Consider the following 14,203-nt stretch of genomic DNA (forward strand, 5'->3'; position numbering starts at 1 on the left):
ACAGCCTGTCAATTGCAGATTGCGCTATTTGACAGGCTATTTTCTGTTCATTACTAATTTGCACACACGTGCAAATAAAAACCTCTGTTAAGCACGGAACCCTGCCAACCAAGGAGAACATCATGCGCTACACCTCACTGGCCATCGCGCTGTCCCTCAGTTGCACCGCGCTGCCGTTTGCCGCGACGGCCGCTGGCAATCTCAATATGGTCTGCTCGGCGGACGTGGTGGTGTGCGAACATATGACGCGCATTTTCAGCCAGGCACATCCGGATATTAAAGTCAGCATGGTGCGCCTGTCAGCGGGTGAAGCCTATGCCCGCCTGCGCAGCGAAGCGCGTAACCCGCGCACCGACATCTGGTGGGCCGGCACCGGCGATCCGCATATGCAGGCGGCGGAAGAGGGGCTGACGCAGCCGTATAAATCGCCGCTGCTTGACCAGCAGCAGGACTGGGCGCAGAAGCAGGCGGAAAACTCAGGTTACCGTACGGTAGGGATTTATGCCGGTGCGCTCGGCTGGGGCTACAACACCAAACTGCTGGCGGATAAAAAGCTCAAAGCGCCAGCCTGCTGGGCTGATTTGCTCGATCCGGCCTTCAAAGGCGAAATTCAGATTGCCAATCCGAACTCGTCCGGCACCGCCTATAACACCCTGGCGACGCTGGTGCAGATCATGGGCGAGGACAAAGCGTTCGATTACCTGAAAAAGCTCAACGCCAATATTTCCCAGTACACCAAATCCGGCTCGGCGCCGGTGAAGGCAGCGGCGCGGGGCGAAACCACCGTGGGCATCGTATTTATGCACGACGCGGTGGCGATGGAAGTCGACGGCTTCCCGATCAAAACCGTCGCGCCCTGTGAAGGCACTGGCTATGAGATTGGCTCAATGTCGATCGTCAAAGGGGCACGCAATCTGGCCAATGCCAAAGTGTGGTACGACTGGGCGCTTAGCGCCGAAGCGCAGTCGCACATGAAAGAGGCCAAATCCTTCCAGCTGCCGTCAAACCGCAGTGCTGAGATCTCCGAATACGCGCCGCGCTTCGAGAACATCAAACTAATTGATTATGACTTCAAAACCTACGGCGATTCCGCCAAACGTAAAGCGCTGCTGAGCCGCTGGGATAAAGAGATCGGCGCCAGCGCGCAGTAATGCCGCATCGCCGGACGCTGCCGCTGGCGGCGGCTTGCCGGTTCCGACAGCGCTAAGGATGGCGCGATGATTCCGCATTGAGGTAACACATGAACGCAAATAATCGCCGTCTGACGGGCGCGCTGCTGCTGGGCGCCGTCGCGCTGTTGCTGCTGCCGTGGTACAGCCTGGAAGCAGGCTTTTTCGATAGCGGCTGGCTGTTTAACCTGTGGCGTGATGAAGCCAGCGCGCCGGCACTGTGGCAGATCGGCAGCCATCCATGGCTGGTGCTCGCCGTGGCGCTGCTGGCGCTGTGCGCCGCCTGCGCCTTATTGCCCGGCAGCGCGCGCAGCCGGTTGCTGCTGCTGTTCAGCGCGCTGGGCGTGATCTTCCTGATTGTGGAAGGGCACGCGATTGGTTACAGCGGCTGGAGCTGGCTGTGGCTGGAAAATCGCTTCGGCGCGCTGCCGCAGGGACAGCCAGCGATGGGCGCTGGCGCGCTTCTGCTGCTGACCGTGTTTTTGCTGCTGTTCTCGTTTGCGCTGGCCGAACGCGGCGTGCTGAAAGGCGATGCCTTTGTGGTGGCGTCGCTGGTGCTGCTGACTGCGCTGGTCAGCATCTTCGTACTCTATCCGGTGCTCAGCATGTTTGTGGTGTCGGTGCAGGACGTTGACGGCAGTTTCAAACCGGACGGTTTGATCAGCAATTTACAGGACCCGTCGATCTGGAGCCTTGCCTGTCTGAAAGGCGGCACCTGCGGCACCGCCTGGCGCACGCTGTGGCTGGCGCTGATGACTGCCAGCGGTTCGACGCTGCTGGGTCTGGCCTTTGCCCTGGCGGCAACGCGCACGCCGCTGCCCTGCAAAAAAGCGCTGCGTATGCTGACCATTCTGCCAATCATCACGCCACCGTTCGTGATTGGTCTGGCGCTGATTTTGCTGTTCGGTCGCTCGGGCGTGGTGACGGAGCATCTGGCGGCGCTGTTTGGCATTGAGCCCGGCCGCTGGCTGTATGGCCTGACCGGTATCTGGATTGCCCAGGTGCTGTCGTTCACGCCGATTGCCTTTCTGGTGCTGATTGGCGTGGTGGAAGGTGTCAGTCCGTCGCTGGAAGAGGCGTCGCAAACGCTGCGCGCTAACCGCTGGCGCACCTTCAGCCGCGTTTCGCTGCCGCTGATGGCGCCGGGTCTGGCCAATGCCTTTTTGATCAGCTTCATCGAAAGCATGGCCGATTTTGGTAATCCGATGGTGCTGGGCGGCAGTCACGGCGTGCTTTCTACCGAAATTTTCTTCTCGGTGGTAGGCGCGCAAAACGATCCGAGTCGCGCCGCGGTGCTGGCGATGATTTTGCTGTGCTTCACGCTGGCCGCCTTTGTGCTGCAGCGGCTGTGGCTGGGTGGCAAAAACTTCGCCACGGTGACCGGCAAGGGCGACGGCGGCAAACATGGTCAGCTGCCGCGTCTGCTGCGCTACGGCGTATACGGCATGGTGATTCCGTGGGGGCTGTTTACCCTGCTGATCTACGGCATGATTGTGGTCGGCGGCTTTGTGCAGTCGTGGGGCCTGAACGATGCGCTGACCATCGAACACTACGTACGCGCTTTCCGCGTCAGCGTCAGTGACGGTCATCTGCTGTGGAGCGGCGTGGCGTGGAACTCGTTCTGGACCACGCTGGAAATAGCCCTGATTGCCGCACCGCTCACCGCCGTGGTGGGCCTGCTGACCGCCTGGCTCATCGTGCGGCAGAAATTTGCCGGTCGTCAGACGTTTGAGTTCCTGCTGATGCTGAGCTTTGCCATTCCCGGCACGGTGATCGGCGTCAGTTATGTGATGGCCTATAACCTGCCGCCGCTGGAGATTACCGGCACGGCGATGATCCTGATTGCCTGCTTTGTGTTCCGCAATATGCCAGTCGGCGTGCGCGGCGGTATCGCAGCGATGAGCCAGCTGGATAAGAGCCTTGATGAAGCCTCACTGACGCTGGGTGCCAGCAGTTTCCGCACGCTGCGCAAAGTGGTGCTGCCACTGCTGAAACCGGCGATCAGCGCGGCGCTGGTGTATGCCTTTGTCCGCGCCATTACCTCGATCAGCGCGGTGATCTTCCTTGTCAGCGCCCAGTACAACATGGCGACGTCCTACATCGTCGGGCTGGTGGAGAATGGCGAATACGGCGTCGCCATTGCTTATTCGACAGTACTGATTGTGGTGATGCTGCTGATCATTGGCGTGTTCCAGTGGCTGGTGGGCGAACGTCGCCTGCGCCGCGTGGCGCGCCCGGTGGACGTCGCCGCGCCACCTGCTTCCCCTTCGTTAACTCAGGAGAGTGCCGTATGACCGCGATTACTGCTGGTTCAGTGGTGTTTGAACACGTCGAAAAACGCTTTGCCGGTTTTACCGCGCTGCCGGATTTATCGCTGACGGTGGAGCCGGGTACGCTGGTGACGCTACTGGGGCCTTCCGGCTGCGGCAAAACCACCACGCTGCGCCTGCTGGCTGGCCTGGAACATCCGACTTCGGGGCGCATTTTAATTGGTGGTAAAGACGTGACGCATCTGCCAGCCAACGAGCGCGACGTGGCGATGGTGTTTCAATCCTACGCGCTGTTTCCGCACATGAGTGCGCTCGACAACATCATGTACGGCCTGCAATCGTCCGGCATGAGCAAAAAGGAAGCGCAGGATCGTGCGCGCGAAGGGCTGAAACTGGTCGGGCTGGAGAGTCAGGGGCAGCGGCTGCCGTCCGAACTTTCCGGTGGGCAGCAGCAGCGCATTGCGGTGGCGCGCGCGCTGGTGCTGGAGCCGCAGGTGCTGCTGCTGGATGAGCCGCTCTCCAATCTCGACGAGCGCCTGCGCCGCCGGGTGCGAACCGATATTCGTGATTTGCAGCAGCGGCTGGGCTTCACGGCGGTGTATGTCACGCACGACCAGGAAGAGGCGCTGGCGGTGTCGGATAAAATTATTGTCATGAAAGAGGGCGATATTGCTCAGCAGGGCGCGCCGGAAAGCCTGTATCACGCGCCCAATTCGGTTTTCATCGCTGACTTTATGGGCGAAGCCAATATTCTGCCGTGCGAAGTCGAACAGGTAGAAGGCAGCGAAGCGCTGGTGCGACTCGGCAGGCAGCGCTATCGCGTGCGCGGTAACGGCGTCGCGACCGGCTCCGCGCAGCTGTCGGTCAGACCGCAGTTCATTACCCTGCACAGCGGTGCTGAAGGCGCACTGCGCGGTGAGGTGACGCACGCCACCTGGCTGGGCGATCACATCGAATACGAGGTCAACACGGAACTGGGCTCGCTGTTCATCGTCGATGCGCAGATGGAGCAGCAGCTGCCGCTGGCCGCCCGGGTGGCGATTGATTTTAAACCTCAGGGTCTGGCCCTGATTGCCGGTTAATTTAAGGATAACGCATGAGTGATACGAAAAATGACGCGCTGCAATCGCGTCTGCTGCTGGCCGAACGCGTCGCGCGGGCGGGCGGGGAGAAGGCGCTGGCCTACTTCAATCAGCGTGACACGCTGGTAGTCGAAACCAAGCACGACCTGCAGGATGTGGTATCACGCGCTGACCGCGAGGTGGAACAGATGATCGACCAGCAGATTCGCGCCAGCTTCCCGGACGACGGTTTTCTTGGCGAGGAGTACGGCCTGCAACCGGGCACGTCAGGCTATACCTGGGTGGTCGATCCGATTGACGGCACCAGCCCGTTCCTCAACGGTATGCCAAACTGGTGTGTTTCCGTTGCGGTGCTGCATGACGGCGTACCGGTGATTGGCGTGATCTTTGCGCCGACCTATCAGGAGTGCTACGTCGCCGCGCTCGGCCAGGGCGCAACGCTGAATGGCCGCCGTTTGCAGGTGGATCCGTCACGTACGCTGCAAAATCACGTGACCGGCTTTGGCGCTAATAGCTATGTCAGCCCGGAAGAGGTGGGCCGCCTGCTGGCGTCACTGCTGGCAGCGGGTGGCAACTTTATCCGTATCGGATCTGGTGCGCTGATGCTGGCGTGGGTGGCAGCCGGACGCGTGGTGGGCTATTTCGAACCCTATATGCACGCGTGGGATTGCCTGGCCGGTTACTGTCTGGTGAAAGAGGCCGGCGGCTGGTATCACCCGTTTAACACCGAGGGCGATCGGCTGTTGAAAGGCGCGCAGGTGCTGGCGGTGGCGCCGGGTGCACAGGCGGAGCTAAGGCGGATTGCCGGCGTTTAAATGGTGCATTTCACGGCCGCGCGGCGTTTTCCAGGTCGCCATCCATGGCGACCTTACTACGCTTGCGCTGTCGTAACTGGATAATCACATGATTTCAAACGATTACGTGGTGACTTAAACCGCCACGAACTCGCGGTATCCCGACCAAATCACATACACCGCGAAATAACAGAAAATCAGCGCTGAGGCGAGATACGAATATTTCAGCAGGCGCTCGCCTAATAGCTTTCCGCCCATGCTGCCGATCAGGCAGATCACACAGGTCCACACCACCCCGGCGAGGAAAAAACCGCTGAGAAACCATGAGGTTGCACCGGCATCGCTGTGGCCGATGCGGGCTATCAGCGCGCCGCCCACGCTGGCGAACCACAGAATCGCCGTCGGTGACGACATCGCCAGCACGATGCCGCGCCGAAATTCGCGCAGCAGTGAACGATAAGGCTGGGTTTCAGCCGTGGGAATGTCGATTTTTTTGGCCAGCGCGGCGTAAAGCATTTTAGCGGCAAACCACAGCAGCAAGATGCCGCCGCCAATCCATAGCAACCAGCGCACCGGCGTAAACTGCAGTACCACCGCCATGCCAGCCATCGCCAGCAAGGCGTAAATTAAATCGCCCACGCAGGTGCCCATGCCCAGCCAGAAACCGTGCAGATAACCGCGCTGCATCGCCAGCGTCAGCATGGCGATGTTGGCGAGTCCGATATCAAGACACAGCGATAAACTCAATAAAAAACCATTAGAAAACGGCAGCATAACGTCGTGACCATCCCTGAGTTCGGTAAAGGAAAGATTAAAGCATGCGTGCCGGGGCTTTTTACACTGCTTACTGCCAGCCATAACCAAACGCTATGACCTATTAGCAAAGGCACAATTAAATAAACCGATTTGTGAAGCCGATCGGCCTGCGCAGCTTTGCGCGCAGGGAATGCCACTATAGTCGTTAACGAGACGTTAACAACGTCCGTTTCAATACAAAAAAATCAACCTGGTTTGGGCGCAGGCCCGTGAAAATTCCGATTATGGTGGAAAGACAATGAGTGGATACCCAAAACCGGCAACTGGCGGTTTAGCAACAAACTTAACCGTGGCAATATCACTGGCTCTATTGACGCTGGCGGGGAGTGCTATGGCGCAGAACACGGAACATCATCAAACAGCATTAGTCGGCACCTGGACCAGTATTCCGGATGCCCCTGCGGTACAAAAGCCGGATCGACCCAGTGAAGGTTTGTATCGCATGCAGGTCAACAGCGACGGGACGCTCAAGCCGCTGGAGGTGATCAGGATGAAAAGCCCGTCGTGGATCGTTAAATCACGCGACGGGCGGTTTGCTTATACCACCAATGAAGAGAATGCCGGTGCCGTTACCGCGCTGGCGATCGATAAACAGGGCGCAGTGCGGGTGCTGAATCAGGTCGACAGCCACGGCGAGCAGCCGACGCACGCCACTCTCAGCCCGGACGGCAAATTCCTGTTTGTCGCCAACTATTCGGTGGCGAAAGGCGGAGCAGGGGTGACGGTGTTCCCGATTGCGTCGGACGGCAAGCTGGGCGAACAGGTCCAGCATTTTGCGTTCAGCGAGGGTAGCGGCGTGGTAAAAGATCGGCAGGATGGCGGCCATGCGCACTCCACTACTTTTACCCATGATGGCCGCTATCTGTATGCAGCCGATCTCGGTGACGACAAACTGCATGCCTATCGCTACCACGCGGATCGGCGAGAGCCGCTGCAGGTGGATACCAGCCGTGATGTGAGCTTTGCGCCAGGTGCGGGTCCGCGCCACATGGTGTTCTCCGCCGACGGTAAACACGCTTACGTGATCACTGAAATGGCGGGCGAAATCGTGGTGTTCCGCGTCACTGATGACCGGCTGGAACGGCAGGCACAGGTGGCGCTGAATACGCAAAACAGCAGCGCCGCCTATAAAAGCGGTGGCGGCATCATTCTCAGCCCGCAGGGTAAATTCCTGATTGCCGCTAACCGCGGATCTGACAATCATCTGCTGGTGTTTAAGATTGCCGCCGATGGCAGCCTGACAGACCCACAGCGCTATGCCGCCGACGGTATTGAGCCGCGCGCGCTGGCGTTTGATAACAGCGGTAAACACCTCTATGTCACCAACGTGTTTACCAACACCATTACGCTGTTTGATTTTGATGCGCACAGCGGCAAGCTAAGCGCGCGCGGTGTGGCGGCGAAGCTGGCAACGCCAACCGACATCAAATTCTTTAACTAACTGCCCTTTCACTCATCCGGTGCGCGTGACGGCGCACCGTCTTTCGCCATGGCCGACAGCGCGCTTTCCAGCGAGGCCGGAAACATCTGGCCGTGACTGAGCCCGGGAAACAGCTGGAAGCGAGCCGCCAGGCCGTTCTCCTGCATGCCGTCGAGGGTGGTGCGAATCCGGCTCAGCACATCGCTGACGCCGGGACGGGATTCGCCGTTGCCTTCCATCAGCACCAGCTGCTTCTGCTTAAACGATGCGGGCGTCACCGCCGCCATCTGCTGCAACAGCGTTGCGTCGCCGCGCAGGGAAGGACTGGCGGCAAAATAGCGCTGGAAAAATCCGGAGGTCAAATAGCTGTCCAGCACAAACAGCCCACCGTAAGAGTGGCCCCACAGCGCACGCTGCTGCGCATTGATCGGCAGATGCTGTTCGGCACGCGGCGCGATAGTCTGTTCCAGCAGCTGGCGGAATGCGGCACTGCCGCCGGCTGGCCGACCGCGACGATCCTGCACCTGCTGCGGCGGGGTGTAATCCAGCGTGCGCGCAGCGAGATCGAACGGCAGCGGGGTCTGATAGCCTACCGCCACCAGCACCGGCGGGTTGCCTGCTGCCAGCTTCTGCAACAGCGCTTCGCTGAGATGGTTCATCACCGCGTTGCCATCCAGCATATACAGCACCGCGTAACCGTTGGCCGGTGCCGGTTTACGTGGCACCGCCGTCCACACCTTGTAGTGGCGCTGGCCGTCAGCGGAATCAAACGTGTTAACAGTGAAGCGATACCAGGCAGAGCCTTTGTCGGCAATGTTGGGTCCGAGCGGCGTCATATCAGGCCGGGCGAAACCGACAGCGGGGCCGAGCAGCAGGCTCAGCAGGGTGAACAGCGGAATGATAAAGCGATAAATCATGGCGCTTCCTTACTAGCTGGCGAGTCAATTACTTCCGTGTCACAGCGAAAGCGCCAGACAGATTAGTGATAATGATTATTAATTTCAACAACCATTTTGCACCGTCACGCGCCGTGCGGAAGTGTAAAGATTTCGTCAGGATCGCCGATAACGTAGCGGTATAATACCAGCGAGGATAGTCAGGATGATTAACGGTATCGGACCGGGTAGTTTCTCACCGCTCCATCTCAGCAGCGCCAGCGCACGCGTAACCAGCAGCACGGCAAGCAATGCGACCCGGCAAAATAGTCTGACGGCAGACGCCTCAGCGAAAGTCACCTTTAGCGAAGCCACCGACGCCATCTCTGCGGTGTACCAAATGACGCCGGCGCGCGTCACCGCCAGCACGCCTCTTTCGCCTGATATGCAGACGCAGGCGATGGGTGCGCTGCGCAGCACGGGCGTCAGCATGAACGGCATTGGCAGCGCGTTGCTGAGCGCACTGACGCAGCAGCGTGACGATGTCACCATCAGCGTACCGGCCAGCGGCGGCGCGCAAACTGACACGCAGAGCGCGGTGGCGCTGGAGATTACCACTCAGTCCGGCGTTAGCCTCACCCTGCAGATGACGCGGCAGCAGGATGGCGTAGCGGTGGCGCTGAAAACCACTCACGGTAAGCTGAACGATGACGAAGCTGCGGCAATTGCCAAACTTTCCGGCGCGCTGGAGAAAACCCTGAGCGGGCTGGATAACGGCAACGGTAAACTGGATGTCGGTGACCTGCTCAGTTTTGACAGTAACCAGCTGGCCAGCGTTGATCTGAAAACCGACCTGCGTCGCAGCGGCGAAGTGATGCAGTCGCTGAATCTGCATGCCGACCCGGGTTCACGCTGGCTGGGTTTCCATAATGCTGACGCCAGTTTCAAACTGACGACGGACATGCGCAGCCTGGCGCAGGCCAGCAACGCCGGTCAGCAGCAGAGCGCCCTGGCGCAGTGGAGCGCGAAATTTGATCAGGCCGCTTCGCGCGGTCACGGCGATCGCGCGGCGCTGGCACTGTTTAAGCAGGGTTTCGAGAGCTTAAACAGCACCAGCGCGGCGGCCGGCGTGGCGATGCGCACCCCGCAGGCGATCACCGTAGGCGCGCATGCGGCGCAGGCCGGTGCGATCAGCGGCCTGGCAGATTTCTCGGCCAGCTATCACCAGACGGCGCGCTCCAGCAATCCGCTGAAGCCGGAAGAAGAAGATACCTTCGCTCTGGATGTGGCGCAGCGCAGCAGCCAGCAGAAGAACGGCGATACGCAGCGCATGACGCAGGAAACCCTGTTTAAGCTGAACGCCAGTTTTCATACCGCGCTGAACGCCAGTTCGCCGCTGGCGCTCAATGAAACCAAAGAGTCACAAAACTATCACTACCACCAGATTCACGATGAAACGCGCAGCACCACTGAGGTGACGCAGGATGCGCAGGGCAATCTCACCGCCCGTTTCGCCCGGCAGCTGACGCAGCAGGAAACGGTGAAGACTTATCAGCTGGCGAAGCTGATCGACAGTACCAGCACACCGCACAGTGAGAAGAGTGAATCGACGCGCCACTATTCCCCGGCGATGTATCTGGCGCAGGCGTAATACCAGGATAACGTAATGCCCACTTTATTGCGCCAGCCCATGGCGCAATAAAACAATAATGTCATTTATCACTATCGATAGCGGAATTAATACTTAAGATAATTCGCCCGTGTCACTCAGCGTAATAACCCTGCATCTCCGCGCCCGCTAACGCCTTCTTATCCCTGATAAATTCTTTATTCTCTTTCTGCATGCCGTTTGCCGGATATAGCATAACCGCGCTCTTTACCGCTGTTATTCCCGCTGATTATCATCGCGCTCAATCTGTTATTAAGTTACGGCTCTCTGCCCTGGCAGAATGAGCCTGTGAATCACAGCAAAATAAAAAGTGAATCCAGCGATGACGCAATTCAGGGCTCAACAACTTCAGCGCGCGGCGGTGATCACGTCTGACGCGGCGGCAATCGACGCCGCCCGCCATCTGGCGGAACAGGCGAAAGCCGGGGCAGCCGAACGCGACCAACAGCGTATCTATCCGCGTGAACTGCTCGATCAGTTCACCCAGCTGGGGCTGGGCAGTATCAGCGTGCCGCGCCAGTTTGGCGGCGGCGGTTTGTCTTTTGCTACCGTGGCGGAGGTGTTCCGCCTGATCTCCGCCAGCGATCCGTCGCTTGGCCAGATTCCGCAAAACCACTTCGGGCTGATTCAGTTCATCCTGGGGGAAGGCAGCGCGGAACAGCAGCAGCGCCTGCTCAGCGCGGTGGTACAGGGCCAGCGGCTTGGCAACGGCGGTCCGGAAAAGAACAGCAAGCACTCGCGTGATGTGCAGGCGCAGCTGGTGTCAGGCCCGGAGGGGTTACGGCTCAGCGGTGAAAAGTTCTATTCAACCGGTGCACTGTTTGCCGACATTCTGGTGACCACCGCGCAGCAGGAGGGCCAGCCGGTGATGGCGTTCATTCCGCTGCCGGCGGCAGGGGTGGAGATTATCGATGACTGGTCGGGTATCGGTCAGCGCACCACCGCCAGCGGCACGGTGAAGCTCCAGCAGGTGGCGGTCGATGCCGGTTTGACCATCGCGCTACCGTCGCCCGATAAGCCAACGCTGCGCGGTGCCGTATCGCAGCTGATCCAGGCCGCGATTGACGCCGGGATCGCCCAGGGCGCGCTGGATGAGGCGCTGGCGTTTATTCACAGCAGCTCGCGTCCGTGGGTGGACGCGGGCGTGAGCCGCAACGCAGACGATCCTTACATTCTCGCCGATGTCGGGCGTATCAGCACCGAACTGAGCGCCGCCAACGCGCTGCTGATGCGGGCGGCGCGCGTACTGGACAGCATTGACCCGCACGCGCTTACCGCTGCGCACTGCGCGCGCGCCTCCATCGCGGTTGCAGAAGCCAAAGTGCTGACCACTGAAATTGCGCTGAAAGCCAGCGAAAAGCTGCTGGAGTGGAGCGGCAGCCGCGGCACATTGCTGAAACACGGGCTGGATCGCCACTGGCGCAACGCGCGCACCCATACGCTGCACGATCCGGTGCGCTGGAAAACGCACGCCATCGGCAACTATTACCTCAATGATGTTCTGCCCGCGCGTCATGCGTGGATTTAAGGAGCGATGATGACGCAGGTTTTCGCTAAACAGCCGGCAGCACGCATCCGCAGTGCGCAGCAGGCCCTGCAGGTGGCAGAGGAGCTGGCTGGACGCTTTCGCAGCGGCGCAGCGCAGCGCGATCGGCAGCGTGAGCTGCCACATGCTGAACTTCAGCACTATTTCCAGTCCGGCCTGGGCGCCATTACCGTGCCGCGTGCGTGGGGCGGTATTGAGATTTCCAGCGCAGAACTGGCGCAGATTTTTGTCATGCTCAGCGCTGCCGATGCATCGATCGGTCAGGTGCCACAAAACCACTTCTACGCGCTGGAAGTGCTGCGCGTTAACGGCAGCGATGCCCAGCAGCAGCGGCTGTACAACGAAGTGCTGGCGGGCGTTCACTATGGCAACGCGCTGGCGGAGTTCGCCTCCGCGGCGGCGCATCAGCGCACCACCGCCTTCAATCAGACCGCCAGCGGGCTGCGCCTCAACGGCGACAAATTTTACTGCACCGGGGCGCTGTTTGCCGACCGCATCCCGACGCTGGCCATCGCCGATGACGGCAAAGAACAGCTGGTGTTTGTGCCGCGCCATCAGCCGGGCGTGACGGTGATTGATGACTGGAGCGGTTTCGGCCAGCGCACCACCGGCAGCGGCAGCGTGCAGTTTCGTGATGTGGCGATCGCGCCGGACGATGTGGTGCCGTTTCACAGCGCGTTTGAGCGGCCGACCACCGTCGGACCGTTTGCCCAGATTATGCATGCGGCTATCGACCAGGGCATTGCCCGCGCGGCCTTCAACGACATGCTGGCTTTTGTGCAGCAGCGCGCGCGGCCGTGGCCGGACAGCGGCGTCGAGCGAGCCTGTGACGATCCGCTGACGCTGGATCGCACCGGGCGGCTCGCCGCACGACTCAGCGCCGGTGATGCGTTGCTGGATGTCGCCGGGGAGGCGGTCGATGTCGCCCAACGCAACCCGAGCGCTGAACACGTCGCGCTGGCATCGGTTGAAGTGGCGAAAGCGCGTGCCTGGACCACTGAGGTGGCGCTGGAAGCCGGCAATCTGTTGTTTGAGCTGGGCGGATCGCGCGCCAGCCTGCGCGAGCACAACCTCGATCGCCACTGGCGCAACGCGCGTACCCACACGCTGCATGACCCGGTACGCTGGAAATATCCGGTCATCGGCAACTATCTGCTTAACGGCGTGCTGCCACCGCGACGGGGAACGCTATGAGCCGCAAACAGATTCTGCTCAATGCTTTTAACATGAACTGCGTGGGGCATATTCACCATGGCATGTGGACCCATCCGCAGGACCGCTCAGTGGAGTTCAATTCACTGGCGTACTGGCTGGATTTAGCGCGTCTGCTGGAGCGCGGCCTGTTCGACGGACTGTTCATTGCCGATATTCTCGGCGTTTACGATGTGTATCAGCAGGGTATCGGCCTGACGGCGCGCGAGTCCATTCAGCTGCCGGTGAACGATCCGCTGATGCTGATTTCCGGCATGGCCAGCGTGACGCAGCACCTGGGCTTTGGCGTGACCGCCAATCTGAGCTACGAAGCCCCTTATCCTTTTGCCCGCCGCCTGTCGACGCTCGACCATCTGACCAATGGCCGCATCGGCTGGAACATCGTGACCGGCTATCTCGACAGCGCGGCGCGCGCCATGGGGCAGCAGCAACTGCTGGCGCACGATCGGCGCTACGACCAGGCCGATGAGTTTCTTGATGTCACTTATCAGCTGTGGGAAGGCAGCTGGCAGGACGATGCGTTGCTGGCCGACAAACAGCGCCGGCTGTATGCCGACGCGCAGAAGATTCACGCGATCAATCATCAGGGTGAATTTTATCAGGTGCAGGGCTATCACCTGAGCAGCCCTTCGCCGCAGCGCACGCCGCTGCTGTTCCAGGCAGGATCATCCGCGCGCGGCGTGGCGTTTGCTGCGCGGCACGCCGAGTGCAGTTTCGTGAATGCCAGCTCGCCGGCGGCGCTGCGCGAGCAGGCGCAGCGTCTGCGCCACGCGGCGGTGGCGGCGGGTCGTCAGGCGGACGACTTACGCATCTTTATGGGCGTCAGCGTGATCGTCGCTGCCAGCGAACGCGAAGCGCAGGAGAAGCACCGCAGCTATCTGGAATACGCCAGTGCTGAAGCCGGCATTGCGCACTTCTCCAGCTCAATTGGCGTCGATCTCGCTGCGTTTGGCCTCGATGAACCGATTCACAGCGGCGACACGCGCGCCATTGAATCGGTGAGCAAAGCCTATAACGGCTGGACGCGTCGCCAGCTGCTGGAGCAGCACGCGCTTGGCAGCCGCTACCCGGTGATTGTCGGCAACCCGTCCCAGGTCGCCGACCAGTTGATCCGCTGGATTGATGAAGGTGACATCGACGGCTTCAATCTGACGCGCATCCTGAATCCGCAAAGCTACCGCGATTTTATTGAGCTTGTGGTGCCGGAACTTCAGCAGCGCGGCCGCTTTAAAACCGCCTATCAGCCGGGATCGCTCCGGCAAAAAATTTTTCAGCAGCAGGATCGTCTGCCCGCGCGCCACCCGGCCGCGCGCTGGCGGCCTGTGGCTGACGTTCGTTAAATTAACCTCA

The 14,203-nt window shown here is 60.3% G+C and carries 11 protein-coding genes; 9 read left to right on the plus strand and 2 right to left on the minus strand.

The genetic code is table 11. The features are described from left to right. The first annotated feature begins 122 nt into the window (after positions 1 to 122). From C1N56_RS19445 to C1N56_RS19460, 4 genes are all read left to right on the plus strand, one after another. The gene (locus C1N56_RS19445; protein WP_058759035.1) at positions 123 to 1,151 is read left to right on the plus strand and encodes an ABC transporter substrate-binding protein; all 1,029 of its coding nucleotides are present in this window, start codon (positions 123 to 125) and stop codon (positions 1,149 to 1,151) included. An 89-nt stretch (positions 1,152 to 1,240) separates the two neighbouring features. Beyond that, positions 1,241 to 3,463 (plus strand): ABC transporter permease, encoded by a 2,223-nt coding sequence (locus C1N56_RS19450; RefSeq protein ID WP_394517603.1) that lies wholly within the window; start codon positions 1,241 to 1,243, stop codon positions 3,461 to 3,463. After that, the gene (locus C1N56_RS19455) at positions 3,460 to 4,521 is read left to right on the plus strand and encodes an ABC transporter ATP-binding protein (protein WP_021508950.1); all 1,062 of its coding nucleotides are present in this window, start codon (positions 3,460 to 3,462) and stop codon (positions 4,519 to 4,521) included. The genes C1N56_RS19450 and C1N56_RS19455 overlap by 4 nt, the downstream gene beginning before the upstream one ends. 14 nt (positions 4,522 to 4,535) lie before the next feature. Continuing rightward, positions 4,536 to 5,336 carry an inositol monophosphatase family protein gene (locus C1N56_RS19460; protein ID WP_021508951.1) on the plus strand — a complete coding sequence of 267 codons (801 nt, stop codon included), beginning with the start codon at positions 4,536 to 4,538 and terminating at the stop codon, positions 5,334 to 5,336. Positions 5,337 to 5,450: 114 nt separating this feature from the next. Here C1N56_RS19460 and C1N56_RS19465 read toward each other — a convergent pair whose 3' ends face one another. After that, complete coding sequence (locus tag C1N56_RS19465) at positions 5,451 to 6,089, minus strand: LysE family translocator (RefSeq protein ID WP_058770305.1); 639 nt, start codon at positions 6,087 to 6,089, stop codon at positions 5,451 to 5,453. A gap of 280 nt (positions 6,090 to 6,369) precedes the next feature. Here C1N56_RS19465 and C1N56_RS19470 point away from each other — a divergent pair, with 280 nt between their 5' ends. After that, on the plus strand, positions 6,370 to 7,572 hold the full coding sequence (locus C1N56_RS19470) for a lactonase family protein (RefSeq protein ID WP_394517604.1): 1,203 nt from the start codon (positions 6,370 to 6,372) through the stop codon (positions 7,570 to 7,572). An 8-nt stretch (positions 7,573 to 7,580) separates the two neighbouring features. Here C1N56_RS19470 and C1N56_RS19475 read toward each other — a convergent pair whose 3' ends face one another. Then, entirely contained in the window at positions 7,581 to 8,468 is an 888-nt protein-coding gene (locus C1N56_RS19475) for an alpha/beta hydrolase (protein WP_394517606.1), read from the minus strand. 184 nt (positions 8,469 to 8,652) lie between these two features. Between C1N56_RS19475 and C1N56_RS19480 the strand changes: the two genes are divergently transcribed. The 4 genes from C1N56_RS19480 (at position 8,653) to C1N56_RS19495 (ending at position 14,193) form a co-directional block, all read left to right on the plus strand. Then, the gene (locus C1N56_RS19480; RefSeq protein WP_394517607.1) at positions 8,653 to 10,077 is read left to right on the plus strand and encodes a hypothetical protein; all 1,425 of its coding nucleotides are present in this window, start codon (positions 8,653 to 8,655) and stop codon (positions 10,075 to 10,077) included. Positions 10,078 to 10,417: 340 nt separating this feature from the next. After that, positions 10,418 to 11,623 carry an SfnB family sulfur acquisition oxidoreductase gene (locus C1N56_RS19485; protein WP_394517608.1) on the plus strand — a complete coding sequence of 402 codons (1,206 nt, stop codon included), beginning with the start codon at positions 10,418 to 10,420 and terminating at the stop codon, positions 11,621 to 11,623. A gap of 6 nt (positions 11,624 to 11,629) precedes the next feature. After that, a complete protein-coding gene (locus tag C1N56_RS19490) occupies positions 11,630 to 12,835 on the plus strand; it encodes an SfnB family sulfur acquisition oxidoreductase (protein ID WP_394517609.1) in 1,206 nt (401 codons plus the stop codon). Then, positions 12,832 to 14,193, plus strand: coding sequence for an LLM class flavin-dependent oxidoreductase (locus C1N56_RS19495; protein ID WP_152390922.1), 1,362 nt, complete (start codon positions 12,832 to 12,834; stop codon positions 14,191 to 14,193). The genes C1N56_RS19490 and C1N56_RS19495 overlap by 4 nt, the downstream gene beginning before the upstream one ends. Positions 14,194 to 14,203: the final 10 nt, after the last annotated feature.

Source organism: Pantoea sp. SGAir0175 (assembly GCF_043547855.1).